The sequence below is a fragment of the Arthrobacter pityocampae genome, from assembly GCF_002927275.1.
Taxonomy (GTDB): domain Bacteria; phylum Actinomycetota; class Actinomycetes; order Actinomycetales; family Micrococcaceae; genus Arthrobacter_D; species Arthrobacter_D pityocampae.
The window spans coordinates 436,550-458,735 of the sequence record NZ_PRKW01000003.1; the positions used below are offsets into that span (position 1 = coordinate 436,550).

The following is a 22,186-nucleotide window of genomic DNA, read 5'->3' on the forward strand; positions in this document are numbered from 1 at the left end:
GCGGGAGAACCAATGAAGAACCACATCATCCTCGAGATGCGCTCCATCACGAAGGAGTTCCCGGGCGTCAAGGCCCTCTCGGATGTCTCGATCGAGGTGCGTGCCGGCGAGATCCACGCCATCTGCGGCGAGAACGGCGCCGGCAAGTCGACCCTCATGAAGGTCCTCTCGGGCCTCTACCCGTACGGCGACTACTCGGGCGACATCGTCTTCCAGGGCGAGGAGGTCCGCTTCAAGGACATCCGCTCCAGTGAGGCCGCGGGGATCGTCATCATCCACCAGGAACTCGCGCTGATCCCGGAGCTCTCGATCGCGGAGAACATCTTCCTCGGCAACGAGCCCACCCGCTTCGGCGTCATCGACTGGGACCACGTCAACCGGACCACGCTGGAGCTCATGGCGCGTGTCGGCCTCAGCGAGGACCCGACGACCAAGATCAAGGACATCGGGGTCGGCAAGCAGCAGCTCGTCGAGATCGCCAAGGCGCTCAGCAAGTCGGTCAAGCTGCTCATCCTCGACGAACCTACCGCCGCTCTCAACGAATCCGACTCGCAGCACCTGCTCGACCTCATGGCCGGTCTCCGGTCCAAGGGCATCAGCTGCATCATGATCTCCCACAAGCTCAACGAGATCGAGCAGATCGCCGACTCCATCACGATCATCCGCGACGGCAAGTCCATCGAGACCCTGCACGTCAAGGAGGACGGCGTCGACGAGGACCGCATCATCCGCGGAATGGTGGGCCGCTCGCTCGAGTCCCGCTTCCCGGACCACACCCCGAAGATCGGCGAGACCTTCTTCGAGGTGCGGAACTGGACCGTCGGGCACCCCACGGTGCCGGACAGGCTGGTGTGCAAGAACTCGAGCTTCAAGGTGCGGCGCGGCGAGATCGTCGGCTTCGCTGGGCTGATGGGCGCCGGGCGCACCGAGCTCGCACGCTCGGTGTTCGGCCGCTCCTACGGCACCTTCAAATCGGGGCAGATCGTCATGGACGGCAAGGAGATCACGCTCCGCTCGGTGCCGCAGGCCATCGATGCCGGCCTCGCCTACGTCACCGAGGACCGCAAGAGCCTCGGCCTGAACCTGCTGGACGACATCAAGACCACCACGGTGTCCGCGAACCTCAAGAAGATCACGCACGGGCTCGTCGTGGACCGGGACGAGGAGTTCCGGATCGCCGAGGAATACCGGAAGTCCCTGCGCACCAAGACGCCGAGCGTCAACGAGGGCGTCGCGAAGCTCTCGGGCGGCAACCAGCAGAAGGTCGTCCTCGCGAAGTGGATGTTCACCGACCCCGAACTGCTGATCCTCGACGAGCCCACCCGCGGCATCGACGTCGGTGCCAAGTACGAGATCTATGGCATCATCCAGAAACTCGCCGACCAGGGGAAGGGCGTCATCGTCATCTCCTCCGAACTGCCCGAACTGCTCGGCCTCTCGGACCGGATCTACACGATCTTCGAGGGCGCCATCACCGGAGAACTCGACCGCGGAGACGCGAACCAGGAATCCCTGATGAAACTCATGACCGCCAGCAGGAAATCTGCCTGACCCTCCGCCCCTAGGAAAGACACCATGAATTCCCTCAAGCAAATCTTCGGCGGGAACACCCGCCAGTTCGGGATGATCTTCGCCCTGGTCGCGCTCGTCCTGTTCTTCCAGTGGCGCACGGGCGGCAAGATGCTCACGTCCGTCAACATGATGAACCTGTTCAACGGCAACTCGTACATCCTGATCCTGGCCATCGGCATGGTGCTGGTCATCATCGCCGGGCACATCGACCTCTCCGTCGGCTCCGTCGCCGCGTTCGTCGGCATCGTCGTCGCGATCGCGATGCGCGACTGGGGCATCCCCTGGTACCTCGGGGTGGTGCTGGGCCTGGCGCTCGGCGCACTCATCGGGATGTGGCAGGGCTTCTGGGTCGCCTACGTCGGCATCCCCGCGTTCATCGTCACCCTCGCCGGGATGCTCATCTTCCGCGGCGCCAACCAGTCCGTGGGCAACTCCCTCACCGTCCCGGTCCCCGAGGGCTTCCGGTACCTCGGTGCGGGGTACCTGCCCGAGGTCGGCCCCAACATCGGCTACAACAACCTGTCCCTGCTGATGGGCTTCGCCCTCGTGGGCTTCGTGATCTACAACGAACTCCGGAGCCGCCGGAAGCTGGAGAAGATCAACGCCGAGGTGCCCCCCATGTGGGTTCCCGTCACCAAGGTGGTGCTGCTCTCAGCGGTCATCCTGTACGCGACCTACCTCTTCGCGACCGGGCGCCCCGGCACGTCCTTCCCGGTCCCCGGACTGATCCTCGGCGTCCTGGTCATCATCTACGCCTTCATCTCCAACAAGACCGTCGCCGGCCGCCACGTGTACGCCGTCGGTGGCAACCGCCACGCGGCCGAGCTGTCCGGCGTGCAGGGCAAGCGCGTGAACTTCATGGTCATGATGAACATGTCCATCCTCGCGGCCCTCGCGGGCATGATCTTCGTCGGCCGCTCCACCGCCTCCGGCCCGTCCGACGGCGTCGGCTGGGAGCTCGACGCGATCGCGGCCGTGTTCATCGGCGGCGCGGCGGTCACGGGTGGCGTCGGAACCGTGGTCGGCTCCATCATCGGAGGCCTCGTCATGGCCGTCCTCAACAACGGACTGCAGCTCCTCGGCGCCGGCGCCGACGACACCCAGATCATCAAGGGCCTCGTCCTGCTCATCGCCGTCGCGTTCGACGTCTACAGCAAGAGTCAGGGCAAACCGTCCATCATCGGCCTGATCACCCGGAGATTCGGTGGAGGCGACGACGGCCGGAAGGTCGACACCGAGGCTCCGACTCCGGCACCGACCGAGCAGGCCGTCGGCACGAAGCAGGTCATCTCCCACGACGTCTAGGACCCGCGTCCCGGACTCCCTTCCTTTTCCCGTCCACCAGAGCAACAGAAAGAGAACGAGAATGCGTAACTTCGCAAAATCCCTCGCAGCGATCGCTGCAGTATCAGCACTGACGCTGACCGGGTGCGGCCGTGAAGAAGCAGCCCCCTCGGCCGACGGCGAGACCGCCGCGGCAGGCTTCGAAGCGGGATCGGCCATCGGTGTCGCCCTCCCGCAGAAGACCTCGGAGAACTGGGTCCTCGCCGAGGAGCTCTTCAACGAGGGCCTGACCGAGGCCGGCTACGATCCGGACGTGCAGTTCGCCAACGGCGGCGTCTCCGAGCAGCAGAACCAGATCAGCTCCATGATCACCAACGGCGTGAAGGTCCTGGTCGTCGGTGCCATCGACGGCGCCCAGCTCGGCACCCAGCTCCAGCAGGCCAAGGACGCCGGCATCACCGTCATCGCCTACGACCGCCTCCTGACCAACACGGAGAACGTGGACTACTACGTGGCCTACGACAACTTCCAGGTGGGCGAGCTCCAGGGCCAGGCCCTGCTGGACGGCATGAAGGCCGCCAAGCCCGAGGGCCCGTACAACATCGAGCTGTTCGCCGGGTCGCCGGACGACGCCAACGCGAAGGTCTTCTTCGACGGTGCCATGAGCGTCCTCCAGCCCGAGATCGACAACGGCAACCTCGTCGTCGTGTCCGGCCAGGAGACCTTCGACCAGGTCGTGACCCAGGGCTGGAAGGCGGAGAACGCCCAGAAGCGCATGGACAACCTGCTTTCCGGCAGCTACAGCTCCGAGGAACTCGACGGCGTCCTCTCCCCCAATGACACGCTCGCCCGCGCGATCCTGACCTCGGTCGACGGCGCCGGCAAGCCCATCCCGGTGGTCACCGGTCAGGACTCCGAGGTCGAGTCCGTGAAGTCCATCATGGATGACAAGCAGTACTCCACGATCAACAAGGACACCCGTGCCCTCGTGGAACACGCCATCGTCATGGTCAATGACCTGCAGGCCGGCAAGGAACTCGAGATCAACGATCCCGACTCCTACGACAACGGCGTGAAGACGGTTCCCGCGTACCTCCTCGAGCCGCAGATCGTCACCAAGGAGAACGCCGCCGAGGCGTACGCCGACGACGAGACGCTCGCTCCCCTCACCCAGTAGCACCCCTCCCGTAGCAGGACACGTTGCGCCCCGGCTCCGGCCGGGGCGTTTCGTCGTTCGGGTCCCGGGGATGGACGCGGCTCCGACCAGCGGCAAGGATGGGTCCATGAACCCACAGCACCGCATCGATGTTCCCCCCTGCGCCGAAGCAGGGGCGCCCAGCCCGATCACCGCCACCGGCCGTCCCCTGAAGTGGGGCGTGATCGCCACGGGCGGGATCGCGTCCAAGGTCACGCAGGACATCGCCCTGCTCGAGGACGCCGTGCTCCATGCGGTCAGCTCCCGCAGCGCGGACAGTGCCGCCGCCTTCGCGGACCGTTTCGGGTTCGCCACCAGCTACGGCAACGACGGCGGCGTCGCCGGCTACCAGCGTCTCGTGGACGATCCCGAGGTCGACGTCGTCTACATCACCACACCGCACGGCCAGCACTACGACGTCGCGCGGGCCGCCCTCACGGCGGGCAAGCACGTGCTGTGCGAGAAGCCGTTCACCATCAACGCCGCGGAGGCGGAGGACCTCGCCGCGATCGCCGCCGAGCGCGGGCTGTTCCTCATGGAAGCGGTGTGGACCCGCTTCCTGCCCAGCGTGAACCGTGCCTGGGAGATCATCCACTCCGGTGAACTGGGCGAGATCCGGTGGGTGCAGGCGGACCTCGGATTCACGGCCCCGGAGGACCCGGCCAGCAGGCTCTGGGATCCGGCAGCCGGAGGTGGTGCGCTGCTGGACCTCACGGTCTATCCGCTCACCTGGGCGCTGGGGTCCCTCGGCTTCCCCGATTCGGTGTCCGCGGTCGGCACGCTCAACAGCGACGGCGTCGATCTCCAGAACGCCGTCACCCTGGGCTACGGGAACGGCGCATACGCCCAGCTGTCGTCGTCCTTCATCGCCTCCTGCCCCGGCCAGGCGACGGTGTGCGGATCGAAGGGCTGGCTGAAGACCGGCGGCGGGAACCTGCACAACCCGCAGGAACTCCGGATCAAGGCCGGTCAGGCGGAGGCCCGGGTGGAGACCTTCGAGCAGGTCGGCGGCGGGTACACCTACGAACTGCGCGAGGTGACCCGCTGCATCCAGGAGGGCCTCACGGAGAGCCCGACGATGCCCATCGGCGACACCGTGAGGACGATGCGCCTCCTCGACGGCGTACGGGCCCAGATCGGGCTCCGGTACGCGAACGACGCCGCCTGAGCGATCCACGAACAGTGCAGGCATGACGAAGCCGGTGTACCGCTCCCGCGGGACACCGGCTTCCTCGTGCGTGCTGCTTCTCCCGGATCAGCCGAGAACAGCGTTGGCGACGAACAGCAGCGGGATCGACCCGGCCCACACCGCGGTCGTGATGCCCGACCACCCCTTGAGGGCCGCCACGCCGTCGAGGCCGGCGAAGCGGGTCACGACCCAGAAGTAGGAGTCGTTGAAGTAGCTGAACACCATCGAACCGGCCGTGCATGCCATCGCCGCGACGATGGGGTCGATGCCGAGTGACACCACCAGCGGCGCCGTCACCGATGCGGCGGTGATCATCGCGACGGTGCCCGAGCCCTGGGCGACGCGGACCAGGGTGGCGATGAGGAACGGCACCAGGAACGCCGGCAGAGGAGTACCGGCGATAGCCTCGGCGAGGGCATCGCCCACGCCCGAGCTACGCAGCACCTGGCCGAGCGCACCCCCGGCGCCGGTGATGAGGAGGATCAGGCCGGCCGAGGCAGCAGCCTCGGCGAACCAGCCCTGCACCCTTGCGCGCGGGGTCCAGCGGGGCAGCAGCACGTAGACGGCAAGGATGACCCCGATGACCAGCGCCACCACCGGATTGCCGATGAACGCCAGCGGGACGGCCCAGGACGACGGCGTGTATTCCCCGGTACCGACGACTCCCTGGTTGTTCTGGTCGATCGCACCACTGACCGTGTTGAGGATGATCAGGAGCAGGGGGACCAGCAGCGGCAGCGACGCGACGAAAGCACCGACCCGGTGGGGCTTGGCGCCCGCCGGGGGTGTACCGAGGGTGGCGTTGTCGATGTCCATCGACGAAGCATCCTCCTCGGTCCCGCCATCGTGATCCGTGAGGGCGGTACCGCCCCGATGTCCGGCACCGGCATGCACGGTGCCGTAGACGGCCTCGCGCACGGATTCGTTCATGGACGGCTCGATCTTGGGCCCCATCCATTTGGCGTAGACGACGACGATCGGCAGCAACAGGACCGTGAAGACAAGACCGGCGAGGATCAGCGCCCCGAGGTCCGCTCCGAGGATGCCGGCGACGGCCAGCGGGCCCGGCGTCGGTGGTACCAGGTGGTGGGTCAGCGTCATGCCGCAGCCGAGGGCCAGCGCGAGGGTGATGTACCCGGCGCGCTTGACCCGGGCGATCGAACGGGCCAGGGGATTCATGATGACGTACCCGGAGTCGCAGAACACCGGGATGGACACCAGCGCGCCCACACTGCCCAGGGCCCAGGGCTCACGCCCCTTGCCGAAGAGTTTCAGGAAAGCCATGGCCAGCGAGTTGGCGGCCCCCGAGACCTCGAGGATCTTGCCGATCCCGACGCCCAGGCCGATCACGATACCGATCGACGCCAGGGTGTTGCCGAAGCCCGTCGTGATCGACGAGACGATGTCCAACGGCGCCTGGCCGGCGACGATGCCGGTCACCAGTGCGGCGATCAGGAGTGCCACGAACGCGTCGAGTCGGGTCTTCAGCACCAGCACGATGATGGTGGCGATACCCAGGACGAGCGCCAAAAGAAGTTGTATGTCCACGTACTGCTCCTCGGTCGCTGAGCAGGCCTCGTTGCCGTCTCAGGTGTAGCACCGAGCTGATCGTTCCTTTGACGGGCCCTGTGCTGCATGTCACACTAGCACTGGACATAAGACATCTGACAAGTATCCTGCAATGGATATCCAGTGACGAAAGTGCGGACCAGTGATACTCGACGAGGAGTTGCTCAGCGGATACCCGGCGGCCCAGGCCGTCGATCCGGCGGTGATCGCCGCCGCCGTCAGGGCCTCCGGCAGGATCCTGGTCGTCCTCGACGACGACCCGACCGGCACCCAGTCCGTCGCCGATCTGCCGGTCCTCACCGCCTGGCAGCCGACCGATTTCGCGTGGGCCTTCGACCGGCGCTTCGGTGGTGCGCCGGCACCGGCGGTCTATGTCCTCACCAACACCCGCAGCCTCGACCCTGGGACGACCGCTTCGCGCAACCGGGAGATCGTGACCAACGCACTCGAGGCCGCCGCGTCCGCCGGAGTCACCATAGGCTTCGTCAGCCGCAGCGACTCGACCCTCCGGGGCCACTTCCCGCTCGAGACGGACGTCATCGGTGCCACCCTGCTGTCCTCCGCGGGCATCAGGACCGACGGCGTCGTCATGGTTCCGGCCTTCCCCGACGCCGGCCGCATCACCATCGGTGGCACCCATTACCTGCGTGCCGGCGACGGCGCCGTCACCCCGATCGCCGACACCGAATTCGCCCGCGATGCGACCTTCGGCTTCGCGTCGTCGGACCTGGGAGACTACGTGGCCGAGAAGACCGGCGGCTCGTCCGACGCCGTCATCCGGCTCGACCTCTCGATCATCCGCTCCGGTGCGCAGGGCATCGCCGACGCACTGGCCCCGGCGGCCGATGCCGTGCCGATCGTGGTGGACGCCGTCACCGAGGACGACCTCCGGGCACTGGCGCTGGGCCTGGAGGAAGCCGAACGTCGCGGCAAGAGGCTGCTCTACCGGGTCGGCCCGCCGTTCGTACGTGCCCGTATCGGCCAGAGGGAGCGCGCGCCGCTCACTGCTGACGAGGTCTTCGCGGACCTCGACGCCCCCACCTCGGGTGGCCTGATCGTCGTGGGCTCCCACGTGGGACTGACCACCCGGCAACTGGACGCCCTGGTAGCGCGGCGGCCCGAGGCACGGCTCGTCGAGCTCGATGTCGAAGCCGTCCTCGATCCCGGACGCCGGGATGCAGGTGTGGCTGAGGCGGTGCGGGCCGTCGTCCACGGCCTTCCCGCCGGCGAGGTCATCCTGCACACCAGCCGCCGCCTGGTCCGGTCCGACGATCCCGAGCAGAGCCTCGGGTTCTCCCGCACCATCTCCCGGGCCGTGGTCGATGTGGTTCGTTCCACCATCGCGACAACACCCGTCCGCTTCGTCATCGCCAAGGGCGGCATCACCTCCTCCGATGTCGCCGCCCACGGACTCTCCATCCGGCACGCGGTGGTGCGGGGCCCGATGCTCCCGGGCATCGTCTCCCTCTGGCAGCCGGCCGACGGCCCGGCGCGCTCCATCCCGTTCGTGGTGTTCGCCGGCAACGTGGGCACTGATGATTCCCTCGCCGACGTCGTGGATCTCCTCCGCTACCCGTCGACGAGTTCCGCTGCAACGACAGGAGCTTCCCATGACCTTCGACGTTGAACACCCCACGGTCGCCGTTTTGGGCCTCGGTGCCATGGGCCTGCCGATGGCGACCCGGTTGGCCGGTGCGTTCACGGTGATCGGATACGACCCCATGCCGACCTCCCGGGAGAGGGCCGAGAAATCCGGGATCACGTGTGCGGCAGGTGCCGCCGACGCCGTCGTCGGGGCCGGGATCGTGCTGCTCGCCGTGCGTGACGCCACCCAGGTGGAGGGCGTCCTCTTCGGTGAGGACGGGATCGCCAGGAACCTCACACCGGGTGCCGTCGTCGTGATGACGAGCACCGTCGGGCTGGATGCCGTCGCGTCCTGGGCCCAGCGGCTCGATGAACGGGGCGTGGTGCTCGTCGACGCGCCGCTCTCCGGCGGTCCGGTGCGGGCCGGCGCCGGAGACCTGCTGATCGTGGTGGGTGCCCACCCCTCGGCCCTGGCCCTGGCCCGGCCCGTGCTCGAGCGGCTCGCCTCGACGCTGACGGTCGTGGGCAGCAGGGCCGGCGACGGTCAGGCCATGAAGACGGTGAACCAGCTGCTCTGCGGCGTCCACATCGCCGCAGCGGCCGAAGCCCTCGCCCTCGCCGACGCGCTCGGACTGGATCAGCAGCTGGCGCTGGCTGCGCTGGAGACGGGAGCGGCGGCGTCGTTCATGCTCTCCAATCGCGGGCCGCGCATGGTGCAGGGGTACGACGGCGACCCCGACGTGCTGAGTCGGCTGGACATCTTCGTCAAGGACCTCGGCATCGTCGGGAAGGCCGCCCGCACGGCAGGACTGGCTGCGCCGGTCGCAGCGGCGGCCGAGCAGCTGTTCCTCCTCGGCCAGACCCAGGGTTTGGGTGCTGCCGACGATTCATCGGTCATCCGGGTGGTGGCACCGCAGCGGCGCGGTACCGCAGCGGACGTCGCAGGGACAGCCTCCGCGGGAGGGGACACCGATGGCACGCAAGCCGCTCGCTGAAGCGGTGTTCGATGACCTCCTCGACCGGATCATCGACGGCACCTTCCCACCCGGCACGGCGCTCCCTCCGGAGAACGACCTGGCGGTATCCATGGATGTCAGCCGCCTGACGGTCCGCGAGGCACTCAAACAGCTCCAGGCGCAGCACGTGGTCCAGATCCGGCGGGGCCTCGGAACCTACGTCAACCCGGCTGCCCAATGGACCGATCTGCAGGCCATCCTCAGGCACGCCTCGACCGCCGCCGATTCCCCCGACGTCTCGCTGCGCCTGCTGGAGATCCGGAGGATGGTGGAGACCGGTGCCGCGGAACTGGCCGCGCTTCACGCCACCGCCGAGGACCTGGACCGGATGGCGGTAGCCAATGCCGACCTGCGGGCGGCCCACGAGGCGAAGGACCTCGATGCCGTGACCGCAGCGGATATCGCGTTCCACGAGGCGGTCTTCAGGGCCTCCGCCAATCCGTTCCTGCCGGTGATCCTCGGACCGCTCAGCCAACTGCTGTACACGATGCGGCGGGAGACATCGTCGTTCCGTGAGGTGCAGCAGCACGCACTCGCCCATCACACGCTGGTGCTGGACGCGATCCGCACCCGGAACCCGGAGGTCGCACGCCAGGCGATGCAGGCCCACATCAACCAGACGTACGACGACTACGAGCATTTCATCCATCGGCAAGAACAACCCCAGGAGATTCCATGAGCTTTCCGACAGAACGTACGGCAGTCCTCACCGGTGCGGCCTCGGCCCGCGGTATCGGCCGCGCGACGGCCGACCGGCTGGCCGGTGACGGCTGGTCCATCGCGATCCTCGACATCGACGGCACGGCGGCGGAGGAAGCTGCCGCCGACATCGCGCAGCGCCATGGTGTGCGGACGGTCGGCGTCGCAGCCGACGTGTCGGACGAGGCCTCAGTGGACGCGGCGCTGACCACTGTGGAAGGCTCGGTGCCGCCCATCGTCGCGCTGGTGAACCTCGCCGGGATCAGTTCTCCCACCGCGTTCATGCAGGAGACCAAGGAAGCATGGGACCGCGTCTTCGCCGTCAACATGACCGGCACGTTCCTGGTGACGCAGCGCGTCCTGCACGGGATGATCGAACGCGGGCTGGGCCGCGTGGTCAGCATCTCCTCGATCTCGGCGCAGCGCGGCGGCGGCACCTATTCCAAGGTCGCCTACAGCGCGTCGAAGGCCGGCATCATCGGCTTCACCCGGGCACTGGCGCGGGAGATGGGCGAGCACGGCATCACGGTCAACGCCGTCGCTCCCGGCCCGGTGGACACCGACATCATGGGCGGCACCCTCACCGAGGAGCGCAAGGAGGACATGTCCAGGGACATCCTGGTGGGCCGGGTGGGTACCGTCGAGGACATCGCCGCCCTGATCTGCTTCCTGGTGGGCCCCGACGCCGGCTACATCACCGCCGCCACCTACGACATCAACGGTGGCCTGCAAGTCTCCTAGTCCACCCACGAGAAGGCCGGAGCACCGCGGAAGCGGTACTCCGGCCTTCTCGTGCCTGGTGCTACTCGGCGAGGATCGCCAGAACCTCCGACAGCTTCGCCGACGGACGCATCACCTCGGTCACCTTCGTGACGTCGGGGTGGTAGTAGCCGCCGATGTCCGCGGGCGAGCCCTGCACGGCGAGCAGCTCGGACACGATGGTGTCCTCGTTGCCTGTGAGAGCCTCGGCCACGCGGGCGAAGCTCTCCGCGAGCTCGGCGTCCTGCTCCTGCCGGGCCAGTTCCTCGGCCCAGTAGCGGGCGAGGAAGTAGTGGCTCCCCCGGTTGTCGATCTCGCCGACGCGGCGGCTGGGCGACTTGTTCTCGAGCAGGAACGTGCCCGTTGCCCGGTCCAGCGTATCGGCGAGGATCTGCGCGCGCTTGTTCCCCGTCGTCGTCGCCAGGTGTTCGAAGCTGACGGCCAGGGCGAGGAACTCTCCCAGGCTGTCCCAGCGGAGGTGGTTCTCCTTCACGAGCTGCTGCACGTGCTTGGGTGCCGATCCGCCGGCGCCGGTCTCGAAGAGTCCGCCGCCGTTCATGAGGGGCACCACGGAGAGCATCTTGGCGCTGGTGCCGAGTTCGAGGATCGGGAACAGGTCGGTCAGGTAGTCGCGGAGCACGTTGCCGGTGACGGAGATGGTGTCCTCGCCCTGGCGGATGCGCTTGAGGGTGAACGCGGTGGCGTCGACGGGCGTCATGATCTCGAGCGTGACGTCGTCCGTCCCGTGCTCGGCCAGGTACTCCCGAACCTTCGCGATGAGGTTCGCGTCGTGCGCGCGGCCCTCGTCGAGCCAGAACACGGCGGGGGTCGCCGAGGCACGCGCGCGGGTGACGGCGAGCTTCACCCAGTCGAGGATCGCGGCGTCCTTGGTCTGGCAGGCGCGCCAGATGTCGCCGGCCTCGACGTCGTGCTCGATCAGCACGGCCCCCGTGCCGTCGACCAGCTGCACCGTGCCCGCGGCGGAGATCTCGAAGGTCTTGTCGTGGCTGCCGTACTCCTCGGCGGCCTGCGCCATGAGGCCCACGTTCGGGACGGTACCCATGGTGGTCGGGTCGAAGGCGCCGTTGGCGCGGCAGTCGTCGAGGACCACCTGGTAGATGCCGGCGTAGCTGCTGTCCGGGATGACGGCGAGCGTGTCGGCTTCCTTGCCGTCCGGCCCCCACATGTGGCCGGAGCTGCGGATCATGGCGGGCATGGACGCGTCCACGATCACGTCGCTCGGGACGTGCAGGTTGGTGATGCCCTTGTCCGAGTCCACCATCGCGATCGCGGGCCCGTCCTCCATGCCCCGGGTGATGGCCTGCTGGACGCCCTCGCGGACGTCCTCCGGGAGCTTGTCGAGGCCGCCGAGGATGGAGGCCAGGCCGTTGTTCGGGCTGAGACCGGCGGCGGCGAGCTCGGTGCCGTACGTCTCGAACAGCTCGGGCAGGAAGGCGCGGACCACGTGGCCGAAGATGATGGGGTCGGAGACCTTCATCATGGTGGCCTTCAGGTGCGCCGAGAAGAGGACGTCCTCCTGCTTGGCCCGCGCGACCTGGGCCTTCAGGAAGTCGTTGAGGGCGGCGGCGCGCATCACGGTGCCGTCCACGACCTCGCCGGCGAGCACGGGGATCGAGTCCTTGAGGACACTGACGGTGCCGTCGGCGGAGACGTGCTGGATCGAGACGGTGCCGTCCTCCGGGATGACGACGGACTGCTCGTTGGAACGGAAGTCGTCGCTCGTCATGTGCGCGACGTTGGTCTTGGACTCCGGCGTCCAGGCGCCCATGCTGTGCGGGTTCTGGCGGGCGTAGTTCTTGACGGACGCCGGCGCGCGGCGGTCCGAGTTGCCCTCGCGGAGCACGGGGTTCACGGCGCTGCCCTTGACCTTGTCGTACCGCGCGCGGACGCCCTTCTCCTCGTCCGTCGACGGGTGGTCCGGGTAGTCCGGCAGCGCGTAGCCCTGGCCCTGGAGCTCGGCGATGACTGCCTTGAGCTGCGGGACGGACGCGCTGATGTTCGGCAGCTTGATGATGTTCGCGTCCGGCGTCTTCGCCAGCGCGCCCAGCTCGGCGAGTGCATCCGCCTGTCGCTGGTCCTCGGTCAGGTGGTCGCCGAAGAGGGCGATGATGCGCCCGGACAGCGAGATGTCCCGGGTCTCCACCTCGACGCCCGCCGTGGACGCGAACGCCTCGATGATCGGCAGGAACGAGTAGGTGGCGAGCATCGGCGCTTCGTCGGTGTGGGTGTAGATGATTTTGGCCATGGGTCGGCGTCTCCTGCGGTGCTCAGGTTTGTGCGGGTGGTTGGGGGTTGCCCATCGGCTCTAACCTACCGTGCTTCCTCCGGGCTGCGCCCGGGGGACGACGGAGGACGACACGGGCTGGCGCCGACGACGGGCACGTGTCAGTGGAAGAAGTGGCGCGCACCCGTCAGGTAGAGGGTCACGCCGGCGGCGTTCGCGGCGTCGATCACTTCCTGGTCGCGCACCGACCCGCCGGGCTGCACCACCGCGCGGACACCGGCGTCGAGCAGGATCTGCAGGCCGTCGGCGAACGGGAAGAAGGCATCCGACGCCGCCACGGACCCGCGGGCGCGCTCGGTGCCGCCGAGGGTGTTGGCCCGTTCGACGGCGAGCCTGCACGAGTCGACCCGGTTGACCTGGCCCATGCCGACGCCGACGGACGCGCCGTCGTGCGCGAGCAGGATGGCGTTCGACTTGGCGGCGCGGCACGCCTTCCACGCGAACGCGAGATCGGCGAGTGTCGCGTCGTCGGCGGCCTCACCGGCGGCGAGGGTCCACCCCGCGGGGTCGTCGCCGTCGGCGTCGAGGGCATCGGCGACCTGCATGAGCACGCCTCCGGACACCTGGCGGAACTCCACCGGGTGCCGCCCGTAGCCCTCGGGCAGGGTCAGGAGCCGGATGTTCTTCTTCTGGGAGAGGATCTCGACGGCCTCGGCGGAGAACGCAGGGGCGATCACGACCTCCGTGAAGATCTCCTTCACGGTGCGTGCCATGCCCGCGGTGACCTCGCGGTTCGCGGCGATGACACCGCCGAACGCGGAGACGGGATCGCAGGCGTGGGCCTTCGCGTGCGCGTCGGCGATCGGGTCCTCGGCCCCGGCCGACCCGACGGCGACGCCGCACGGATTGGCGTGCTTGATGATCGCGACGGCGGGCTCGTCGAAGTCGAAGGCCGCGCGCAGGGCGGCGTCGGCGTCGACGAAGTTGTTGTAGCTCATGGCCTTGCCGTGCAGCTGGTCCGCCTGGGCGATGCCCGGCGTGGCGCCCTTCTCGACGTACAGCGCGGCCTGCTGGTGCGGGTTCTCGCCGTAGCGCAGCACCTCGGACCGCTCGAGGGCGAGGCCCGCGTACCCGGGCCAGCTGAAGCCGTCCTCGGTCTCGAACTGCTCCGCGGTCCACGACGCGACGGCGGTGTCGTACGCGGCGGTGTGCGCGAAGGCGAGCGCGGCCAGCCGGCGTCGTGCGGTCAGGTCGAAGCCGCCCTCCGCGGCAGCGATGACCACGTCGCCGTAGCGCGCGGGATCGACGACGACGGCGACCGACGGGTGGTTCTTCGCCGCCGACCGCACCATCGCGGGCCCGCCGATGTCGATCTGCTCGACGACGTCGTCGGGCCCCGCCCCGGAGCGCACGGTCTCCACGAACGGGTAGAGGTTCACGACCACGAGGTCGAACGCCTCGATGTCGAGCTCGGCGAGCTGGTCGATGTGCTCCTGGCGGCGGCGGTCCGCGAGGATGCCGGCGTGGACCTTGGGGTGGAGGGTCTTCACGCGGCCGTCGAGGGTCTCCTGGAAGCCGGTCACCTCGGACACCTCGGTGACGGGGACGCCCGCCGCGGCGATACGCTGCGCGGTCGAGCCCGTGGAGACGATGGAGACGCCCGCGCGGTGCAGGCCCTGCGCCAGCTCCTCCAGGCCGGTCTTGTCGAACACCGAGATGAGTGCACGGCGGATGGGGACACGGTCGAGGTGGGGCAGGCTCACGCAGAACTCCGTAGGTCGGTTCGCTGGGGTCGCCCCCCAGTCTATAGGGGCGCTCCGGCCGGTAGCCGGAGATGACGTGGGCCGCTCACCGCAACGCCGGGAAGTCGGAAAAGACCGACCGAACGCCTGTTCCGCGGTCATTTCTGCCCTCTCGGCGAAGTCCCGGCGACGAAAGCTGCGTACAGTTCTCGCAGTACCCGCTCCCTCCCCGAAAGCCACCATGAGCATCGACGCGCAACTCCCCACCGGCGACCAGGTGGTGCAGGACCTCCCCTGGCGCTGGAAGGTCCAGGGGAAGATCTTCCTCATCGGCGGCCTCGGCTTCATGTTCGACGCCTGGGACGTGACCCTGAACGCCTACCTGATCCCGCTGCTGATCGGTGACTGGGGGATCACCCCCGGCCAGGCGGCGTGGATCGCGACGTCGAACCTGATCGGCATGGCCGTGGGCGCCTTCGTATGGGGCTCCGTCGCGGACATCATCGGCCGGAAGAAGGCGTTCACGCTCACCCTGCTCGTCTTCGCCCTCTTCACGGTGCTCGGGGCGTTCTCCCCGGACATCGTGTGGTTCTGCGTCTTCCGGTTCCTCGCCGGCTTCGGCCTGGGTGGATGCATCCCGGTGGACTACGCGCTCGTCGGCGAGTTCACGCCGCGGCGCCAGCGCGGCCGGGTCCTGACGGCGATGGACGCGTGGTGGCCGATCGGCGCCTTCCTCTGCGGCGTGGTGACGACGGCCATCGTCACCACGTTCGGCGACTGGCGGTACACCATGCTCGTCATGGTGCTGCCGGCGCTCCTCGTGTTCTGGGTGCGCCGCGGCGTGCCCGAGTCCCCGCTGTACCTGGTGCAGCGCGGCCGGCGTGACGAGGCCCGCGCCGTCATCGACGACCTCGTCGCGAGGACCGGCGGCGAGGAGCGCGCGTGGCGCCTGCCGGAGCCCGAGGACACACCCCGTCTCTCGCTGGGGAGCATCTCCGGGCAGCTCACGGGCCTTTGGCGCTACAACTGGCGGATCACCCTCACGGCGTGGAGCCTGTTCCTGACCATCCTGCTCGTCTACTACGGGGCGCTGACGTGGATGCCGCGCATCCTGATCGCGTCCGGCTACGCCCAGTCCGTCGCGTTCATCACCACCACGTTCATGACCGGCGTCGGCTTCCTCGGGGTCATCGCCGCGGCCCTGCTCGTGGAGCGGGTGGGCCGCAAGTGGCTGCTGGCGATCACCGGCCCGGGATCGGCGGCGCTCCTCGTGGTCTTCGCGCTGACCCTGGACCTCCCGGCGGTCGCCACGGCCTGGCTGCTGGCGTTCGGCTTCGTGGTGCAGGTGGCCATCCCGGTGCTCTACACGTACGTCTCCGAGCTGTACCCCACCGAGCTGCGGGGCAGCGGGTTCGGCTGGGCGTCGACCATCTCCCGGATCGGCGCCGGCCTCGTCCCGCTGATCTTCGGCACCCTGCTGTGGCCCGTCCTCGGCCTGCCGCTCACATTCGCGCTCATCGGCGCGCTGGTGGTCCTCGCCGTCGTGTTCATGGCGTTCAACGCACCCGAGACGAAGGCCGCCCGGCTGCGCTGACCGGGCGCCCGGCGAACCGGGCCCGGCGCGCTCGGGTCAGGACTCGGGCAGCTCCGCGTCCGGGGTCTCCTCCAGGGAGACGACCTTCCAGGCGCCGTCGGCGAAGCGGACCGTGGCACTGTAGACGGTGCCCTCGGGAGAGAACGGGCGCTGCGTGGCGATCGAGCCGTCCTGTGCGAACTCGGTGTACGCGTCCGGGTTCACGGGGATCAGGGCGGCGACGTCGGCGCCCTCCACCACGTCCTCCTCCGGTGTGGTGAGGTAGACGTTCTCCACCTTCGGCTGGCCGCCCAGCACCCAGCCGCCGTCCGCGTACACGGTGCGCAGCCGCTCCGCCTCGGCCTGCTCCCCCGCGGCACCGTCCACGTGGTCGAGCAGCGCGGCGTCGTCCCCGGTCTGGAGGACGTAGGACTTCACGTCGAAGTAGTAGTAGAGGAACGCCCGCGCGCCGTCGGCGGTCGCTTTACCGACGAGCTCGTTGGTTGCGGGCTCCTTGATGTTGGCGGCGGCGGCCGAGGAACTGGCCGGCGACGGCGAAGCATCGGCCGGGGTGCCCGGCGCGGTCGAGGACGGGGCGGCGCAGGCCGTCAGGGCCAGCAGGGCGAGTGCGGCGGTGGCCGCGCTGCGGAAGAAGGTCATGGGATTCCCAACGGTGCTCGACGGATCAGTGGTGGCCTGAGGCCACTACCACCCTAAGGGCCCCTGAAACCCTTTTCGTGTAAATTACTCGTCTGGGATTGACTCCCCGTGTGACGTCGGACACGCTGGTTCCCGACCCCCCTTGAAGGAGACCCCGTGAGACCACGCCACGCCACCGTCGTCGTGCTGACCGCCCTTGTGGCCGGTTCCGTCGCCGCACCGCCCGCCCTTGCCGCCCCGAAGACCCCCGAAGGCTCCGCCTCGGCCCAGCACTCGCTGCGCTCGGCGGTCACCGACGAGAACTTCTACTTCGTCATGGCCGACCGCTTCCAGAACGGCAGCACGGCCAACGACGACGGCGGGCTCGGCCCCGACCCGTCGGTGTCCGGCTTCGACCCCACCCGGAAGGGCTACTACAACGGCGGTGACCTCAAGGGCCTGCTCCAGGAACTGGACTACATCCAGGGCATGGGCACCACCTCGATCTGGCTGACCCCGAGCTTCAAGAACCGTGCCGTGCAGCCCGAGGACAACTCGGCCGGCTACCACGGCTACTGGATCACCGACTTCACGCAGATCGATCCGCACCTCGGGACCAACGAGGATCTCAAGACGCTCATCGACGCCGCGCACGCCCGCGGGATGAAGGTCTACTTCGACATCATCACCAACCACACCGCGGACGTCATCGGCTACGACGCCGGCGAGCGCGCCCCCTACATCTCGAAGGACGAGGAGCCCTACCGCGACGCCGCCGGCACCCCCTTCGACGACCGCGACTACGCGGGCACGGACACCTTCCCCGAGCTCGACGCCGAGACCTCCTTCCCGTACGTCCCGGTGGTGCCGGAGGCCGACAAGGACCTGAAGGTCCCGGAATGGCTGAACGATCCGACGCTCTACCACAACCGGGGTGACACGACCTTCGCCGGGGAGGACTCCTTCTACGGCGACTTCTTCGGCCTCGACGACCTCTCCACCGAGCACCCCGTGGTGGTGGACGGCATGATCGACATCTACAAGACGTGGATCGCCGACTTCGGCGTGGACGGCTTCCGAATCGACACCATGAAGCACGTCAACGACGAGTTCTGGCAGGAGTTCGGCCCGGAGGTGCTCTCCTACGCGCAGGAGCAGGGCAAGGACGAGTTCTTCATGTTCGGCGAGGTCTTCGACACCACGAAGTCCTTCACCTCGCAGTTCACCACCCGCAACCGCATGCAGTCCGTCCTCGACTTCCCGTTCCAGGCGGCCGCCCGCGGCTACGCCTCGCAGGGCGCGCCGGCGACGGACCTCGAGCGCTTCTTCGCCGGCGACGACTGGTACACCGACGCGGACTCCAACGCCTACAGCCTGCCGACGTTCCTCGGGAACCACGACATGGGGCGGATCGGCAGCTTCATCGCGAGCGACAACCCGGGCGCGGCCGACGAGGAGCTGGTGGCACGGGACACCCTCGCGCACGAACTGATGTACTTCTCGCGCGGCAACCCGGTGATCTACTACGGCGACGAGCAGGGCTTCACCGGCCCCGGCGGTGACCAGGACGCACGGCAGACGCTGTTCGCGAGCCAGGTCCCCGAGTACCTCGACGACGACCTGCTGGGCACCGACGCGACCCACGCCACGGACAACTTCGACGAAACCCACCCGCTCTACCGGAGCATCAGCACCCTCGCGGACATCACCGAGGACCACCCGGCCCTGCGCAACGGCGCCCACCAGCACCGGTATGCCTCGGACGGCCCGGGGATCTACGCGTTCTCCCGCACCGACGCGAAGGACCAGCGCGAGTACGTCGTCGCGCTGAACAACAGCACCGAACCGGCGACGGCGGCCATCCCCACCTACGCCGGCAAGCGCACCTTCGGCCTCGTCCACGGGGACGCCCCGAAGCACGCGAAGTCCGCGGCCGACGGCACCCTCACGGTCACCGTTCCCGCGCTGTCCACCGTGGTCTACGAGCTGAAGGGGAACATCCCGAAGTCGAAGGCCGCGCCGGCGATCAGCCTGCAGACGCCGGCCCCCGCCGTCGAGGACAACGGCCGCATGAAGGTGGCCGCCGACGTCGCCGGCTCCTCGTTCTACGAGGTCACGTTCGAGGCCCGCACCCCGGGCTCCGCCTGGACGAGCATCGGCACGGACGACAACGCACCGTACAGCGTCTACCACGACACCAGCGCCCTGCCGGCCGGAACGGCCGTGGAGTACCGCGCCGTGGTGCTCGACAACGCCCGCCATACGCGGACCTCCGCAGCGGCGTCCGCCACCGTGCCGCAGGCACGGCTGACGATGGGTCTTCCGGCCGAGGGCACGCAGGTCTCCGGCGACGTCGAGGTGACCGCCACGGCGAGCCCGGAGAACTCCGAGTACGCCGTGACCCTCGAGCGCAGTGTCGCCGGAGGGGCGTGGACGGCCATCGGCACGGACGACTCGTCCCCGACCTACACCGCCGTCGACGATCTCGCGGCGCTCGACCTCGCCGAGGGCACCCAGGTCCGCTACCGGGCCGTCCTCGGGACGTCCGTGAGCGACATCCGGACCGTGACGGTCGGCTCGGTCATCGAGCAGCCCGGCACCGTGGCCGTGGCCGGCAGTCTCGACTCCGAACTGGGGTGCGGCGGGGACTGGGACCCGGCGTGCGACCAGGCGCAGATGAGCTTCGACGCCGCCTCGCAGACCTGGATCCTCGAGGTCGCGGACCTGCCGGCCGGCAGTTACGAGTACAAGGCGGCCCTGGACCGCAGCTGGACGGAGAACTACGGGGCCGGCGGCGGCCGTGACGGCAGCAACATCGTCCTCCAGCACGCGGGCGGTCCGGTCACCTTCGTGTACGACCACCGCACCCATGTGATCAGCACGCGCTAGCTCGTCCGGAGCGCACGCACCGACGGCCGGGACCACGCGTCCCGGCCGTCGGCATGTCAGGGGAAGAGGCCCGGTCGACGAGGTGCACTGGACGAGGTGCGGGTCAGAGCCAGTCGTTGCGTTTGAACGCCCAGTACAGGCCGCCGCCCATCGCGACCATGAGCAGCAGAGCGAACGGGTAGCCGAGACCCCAGTGCAGCTCGGGGATGACGTCGAAGTTCATCCCGTAGATCGAGGCGATCAGGGTCGGGGCGAAGAGGATCGCCGCCCAGGAGGAGATGCGCTTGACCTCCTCGCCCTGCGTCAGCGATGTCTCCGTCAGGCGGGTCATCTCCTCGTTCTGGCGCTGGGCGACGAGCGTGGAGTGGACCGTCAGGGCGTTCTGCAGCAGCGTGCGGAACGTGTTGACACGCTCGACCACGCGGATCACGTGGTCCTGGACGTCCCGGAGGTTCCGCGCGAGTTCGTCGTCCATCCGGTACTTGTCGGAGCCCCGGAGCAGGGCGTCCATCATGGTCTCCAGGGGCTGCGTGGCGCGCTGGAACTCGATGACCTCGCGGTGCAGCTCGTAGATCCTCCGCGTGACGTCGGGGGCTCCCCCGAACAGTTCGTTCTCGATCTCGTCGACGTCGTTCTCCAGACCCAGCACCACGGGCCCGTACTCGTCCACCACCTGGTCGAGCATCGCGTACAGGACGGCCTGGGGGCCTGCGCCGAGCAGCTCCGGATCCGCCTCGAGCCTCCGCCGCACGATCCCGAGGTCGGGTGACTCCGCGTGCCGGATGGTCACCACGAAGTCCTGGCCGATGAAGATGTGCAGCTCGCCGAACTCCACCTTCTCCTCGGCGTCGAGGTAGCGGGCGGGCCGCAGGACCACGAACAGGGTGTCGCCGTAGCGTTCGAGCTTCGCGCGCTGGTGCCCGTTGGTGGCGTCCTCGACGGCGAGGGGATGCAGCCCGAACTCGGTCTCGACCGCCTGGATCTCCGTCCGCTCGGGGCGGTACAGGCCGATCCAGCCCATGCCGCCGCTGTCCCGCATCAGCTCGAACGTCTGGTCCAGGGTGTCGGGGTTGATGCGCTTCTTCCCGCCGACGTACACGGCGTTCGCGACGAGGGGCACCTCAGGCCCCGTTCCCGACGGCGCCCGCGGGATCGCCGGCCAGTGCGGCGAGGGTCTCGATCAGGAGCCGGCGCTCCTCCACCTTGATCCGCTCGTGGAGCGTCTCCTCCGTGTCCCCGGGCAGGACGGCGACGGCGGCCTGGGCGAGGATGGGGCCCGTGTCCACGCCCGCGTCGGCGATCATGACGGTGCAGCCCGTCACCTTGACGCCGTAGGCGAGGGCGTCGCGGACCCCGTGGGCGCCGGGGAAGCTCGGCAGGAGCGCCGGGTGGGTGTTGAGGTAGCGGTCGGGGAACGCGTCGAGGAAGTGCTGATCGACGATCCGCATGAACCCCGAGGACACCACGTAGTCCGGTTCGTGCGCGGCGACCGCCTCGGTGAGGGCGCGGTTCCAGTCCGCCCGGTCGCCGTACTGCCGGAAGTCGACCTCGAACGTCGGGATCCCGGCCGCGGCCGCGCGCCGGACGCCGCCCGTGCCCGGACGGTCGGCCCCGACGGCGGCCACGGTGACGGCGAGGCGGCCTGCGGCGACGGCGTCGATCACGGCCTGGAGGTTCGAGCCGGAGCCGGAGACGAGGACTACGATGCGCATGACTCAACCTTAGGGTCTCGCCTCGCCTAGGGTTGAACCATGGCGAGGCGAGGAACCACCAGGCAGCAGGACACCGACCGGACCGCATCACGAGGTGCCGGGACCAAGCAAACGGCACCCGAGGATCCCGCGGCGGTCCGCGCCTCCTCCGCCCGGCTCTGGCTGCGCCTGTTCCTCCTGGCACTCCTCGGGGCGGCGCTGACCAGCGGCCTCGTGCTGCCGTGGAAGGTGATCGCGCTCGTGCTGGCGCTGTTCGCCCTCGCGGCCGGCGTCGTCGCGCTCGTGAAGGCGGTCGGCGCGAAGTTCCCCCGGTTCGTCGTGCTCGCGACGTCCCTCGGCCTGGCCGCCGCCCTGTTCCTCACGGCGGGTACCGCCGCGTCGGTGCTCCTCTGGCCGGTCACCCGGACCTACGAGGACTGCATGTCCCGGGCCCTCACCCTGCAGGCGCAGAGCGACTGCGAGGACGGGCTGAGAAGCCTCGACGTCTTCGGAGCGTAGGATCGCGCGGTCCGGCGCGGA

Annotated in this window: 17 protein-coding genes; 11 read left to right on the plus strand and 6 right to left on the minus strand. The window is 68.8% G+C overall.

The features are described 5' to 3' along the window. Positions 1-12: 12 nt before the first annotated feature. From mmsA to C4K88_RS08415, 4 genes are all read left to right on the plus strand, one after another. Entirely contained in the window at positions 13-1,551 is a 1,539-nt protein-coding gene (mmsA, locus tag C4K88_RS08400) for a multiple monosaccharide ABC transporter ATP-binding protein (RefSeq protein ID WP_104121169.1), read from the plus strand. A gap of 24 nt (positions 1,552-1,575) precedes the next feature. Then, a complete protein-coding gene (gene mmsB, locus C4K88_RS08405) occupies positions 1,576-2,877 on the plus strand; it encodes a multiple monosaccharide ABC transporter permease (protein ID WP_104121170.1) in 1,302 nt (433 codons plus the stop codon). 61 nt (positions 2,878-2,938) lie between these two features. Continuing rightward, positions 2,939-4,033 carry a substrate-binding domain-containing protein gene (locus C4K88_RS08410; RefSeq protein ID WP_104121171.1) on the plus strand — a complete coding sequence of 365 codons (1,095 nt, stop codon included), beginning with the start codon at positions 2,939-2,941 and terminating at the stop codon, positions 4,031-4,033. Between the two features lie 106 nt (positions 4,034-4,139). After that, positions 4,140-5,219: a Gfo/Idh/MocA family protein gene (locus C4K88_RS08415; protein ID WP_104121172.1), complete on the plus strand. Its 1,080-nt coding sequence runs from the start codon at positions 4,140-4,142 to the stop codon at positions 5,217-5,219. Between the two features lie 87 nt (positions 5,220-5,306). Here the strand turns inward: C4K88_RS08415 and C4K88_RS08420 are convergent, their stop codons facing one another. Continuing rightward, positions 5,307-6,788: a GntP family permease gene (locus tag C4K88_RS08420; protein WP_104121173.1), complete on the minus strand. Its 1,482-nt coding sequence runs from the start codon at positions 6,786-6,788 to the stop codon at positions 5,307-5,309. 163 nt (positions 6,789-6,951) lie between these two features. Here C4K88_RS08420 and C4K88_RS08425 point away from each other — a divergent pair, with 163 nt between their 5' ends. From C4K88_RS08425 to C4K88_RS08440, 4 genes are read left to right on the plus strand one after another with little or no spacing between them, the layout of a single operon-like run. After that, entirely contained in the window at positions 6,952-8,436 is a 1,485-nt protein-coding gene (locus C4K88_RS08425; protein ID WP_104121174.1) for a four-carbon acid sugar kinase family protein, read from the plus strand. Continuing rightward, complete coding sequence (locus C4K88_RS08430) at positions 8,420-9,388, plus strand: NAD(P)-dependent oxidoreductase (protein WP_104121175.1); 969 nt, start codon at positions 8,420-8,422, stop codon at positions 9,386-9,388. The genes C4K88_RS08425 and C4K88_RS08430 overlap by 17 nt, the downstream gene beginning before the upstream one ends. Then, a complete protein-coding gene (locus C4K88_RS08435; protein WP_104121176.1) occupies positions 9,366-10,088 on the plus strand; it encodes a FadR/GntR family transcriptional regulator in 723 nt (240 codons plus the stop codon). Before C4K88_RS08430 ends, C4K88_RS08435 begins: the two co-directional genes overlap by 23 nt. Beyond that, the gene (locus C4K88_RS08440) at positions 10,085-10,849 is read left to right on the plus strand and encodes an SDR family NAD(P)-dependent oxidoreductase (protein ID WP_104121177.1); all 765 of its coding nucleotides are present in this window, start codon (positions 10,085-10,087) and stop codon (positions 10,847-10,849) included. Before C4K88_RS08435 ends, C4K88_RS08440 begins: the two co-directional genes overlap by 4 nt. A gap of 61 nt (positions 10,850-10,910) precedes the next feature. Here C4K88_RS08440 and C4K88_RS08445 read toward each other — a convergent pair whose 3' ends face one another. After that, positions 10,911-13,133 (minus strand): NADP-dependent isocitrate dehydrogenase, encoded by a 2,223-nt coding sequence (locus C4K88_RS08445; protein ID WP_104121178.1) that lies wholly within the window; start codon positions 13,131-13,133, stop codon positions 10,911-10,913. 140 nt (positions 13,134-13,273) lie between these two features. Further along, positions 13,274-14,875: a bifunctional phosphoribosylaminoimidazolecarboxamide formyltransferase/IMP cyclohydrolase gene (purH, locus tag C4K88_RS08450; RefSeq protein ID WP_193900724.1), complete on the minus strand. Its 1,602-nt coding sequence runs from the start codon at positions 14,873-14,875 to the stop codon at positions 13,274-13,276. 220 nt (positions 14,876-15,095) lie between these two features. Between purH and C4K88_RS08455 the strand changes: the two genes are divergently transcribed. Next, positions 15,096-16,448, plus strand: coding sequence for an MFS transporter (locus C4K88_RS08455; protein ID WP_104121180.1), 1,353 nt, complete (start codon positions 15,096-15,098; stop codon positions 16,446-16,448). A 36-nt stretch (positions 16,449-16,484) separates the two neighbouring features. Here the strand turns inward: C4K88_RS08455 and C4K88_RS08460 are convergent, their stop codons facing one another. Then, a complete protein-coding gene (locus C4K88_RS08460) occupies positions 16,485-17,087 on the minus strand; it encodes a DUF6318 family protein (RefSeq protein ID WP_104121181.1) in 603 nt (200 codons plus the stop codon). 156 nt (positions 17,088-17,243) lie between these two features. Between C4K88_RS08460 and C4K88_RS08465 the strand changes: the two genes are divergently transcribed. Beyond that, entirely contained in the window at positions 17,244-19,955 is a 2,712-nt protein-coding gene (locus C4K88_RS08465) for an alpha-amylase family glycosyl hydrolase (RefSeq protein ID WP_241521783.1), read from the plus strand. A 103-nt stretch (positions 19,956-20,058) separates the two neighbouring features. Here C4K88_RS08465 and C4K88_RS08470 read toward each other — a convergent pair whose 3' ends face one another. Then, a complete protein-coding gene (locus C4K88_RS08470; protein ID WP_104121182.1) occupies positions 20,059-21,075 on the minus strand; it encodes a magnesium and cobalt transport protein CorA in 1,017 nt (338 codons plus the stop codon). A 1-nt stretch (position 21,076) separates the two neighbouring features. Next, positions 21,077-21,667 carry a phosphoribosylglycinamide formyltransferase gene (gene purN / locus C4K88_RS08475; RefSeq protein WP_104121183.1) on the minus strand — a complete coding sequence of 197 codons (591 nt, stop codon included), beginning with the start codon at positions 21,665-21,667 and terminating at the stop codon, positions 21,077-21,079. Between the two features lie 39 nt (positions 21,668-21,706). Here purN and C4K88_RS08480 point away from each other — a divergent pair, with 39 nt between their 5' ends. Beyond that, positions 21,707-22,165, plus strand: a complete 459-nt coding sequence (locus C4K88_RS08480) for a hypothetical protein (protein WP_104121184.1) — start codon at positions 21,707-21,709, stop codon at positions 22,163-22,165. Positions 22,166-22,186 lie beyond the last annotated feature (21 nt).

What these genes read in the sequence shown, in the direction of transcription:
- mmsA (WP_104121169.1), top strand. Translation starts at nt 13, where the DNA reads ATGAAGAACCACATCATCCTCGAGATGCGCTCCATCACGAAGGAGTTC.
- mmsB (WP_104121170.1), top strand. Translation starts at nt 1,576, where the DNA reads ATGAATTCCCTCAAGCAAATCTTCGGCGGGAACACCCGCCAGTTCGGG.
- C4K88_RS08410 (WP_104121171.1), top strand. Translation starts at nt 2,939, where the DNA reads ATGCGTAACTTCGCAAAATCCCTCGCAGCGATCGCTGCAGTATCAGCA.
- C4K88_RS08415 (WP_104121172.1), top strand. Translation starts at nt 4,140, where the DNA reads ATGAACCCACAGCACCGCATCGATGTTCCCCCCTGCGCCGAAGCAGGG.
- C4K88_RS08430 (WP_104121175.1), top strand. Translation starts at nt 8,420, where the DNA reads ATGACCTTCGACGTTGAACACCCCACGGTCGCCGTTTTGGGCCTCGGT.
- C4K88_RS08435 (WP_104121176.1), top strand. Translation starts at nt 9,366, where the DNA reads ATGGCACGCAAGCCGCTCGCTGAAGCGGTGTTCGATGACCTCCTCGAC.
- C4K88_RS08440 (WP_104121177.1), top strand. Translation starts at nt 10,085, where the DNA reads ATGAGCTTTCCGACAGAACGTACGGCAGTCCTCACCGGTGCGGCCTCG.
- C4K88_RS08445 (WP_104121178.1), bottom strand. Translation starts at nt 13,133, where the DNA reads ATGGCCAAAATCATCTACACCCACACCGACGAAGCGCCGATGCTCGCC.
- C4K88_RS08455 (WP_104121180.1), top strand. Translation starts at nt 15,096, where the DNA reads ATGAGCATCGACGCGCAACTCCCCACCGGCGACCAGGTGGTGCAGGAC.
- C4K88_RS08460 (WP_104121181.1), bottom strand. Translation starts at nt 17,087, where the DNA reads ATGACCTTCTTCCGCAGCGCGGCCACCGCCGCACTCGCCCTGCTGGCC.
- purN (WP_104121183.1), bottom strand. Translation starts at nt 21,667, where the DNA reads ATGCGCATCGTAGTCCTCGTCTCCGGCTCCGGCTCGAACCTCCAGGCC.
- C4K88_RS08480 (WP_104121184.1), top strand. Translation starts at nt 21,707, where the DNA reads ATGGCGAGGCGAGGAACCACCAGGCAGCAGGACACCGACCGGACCGCA.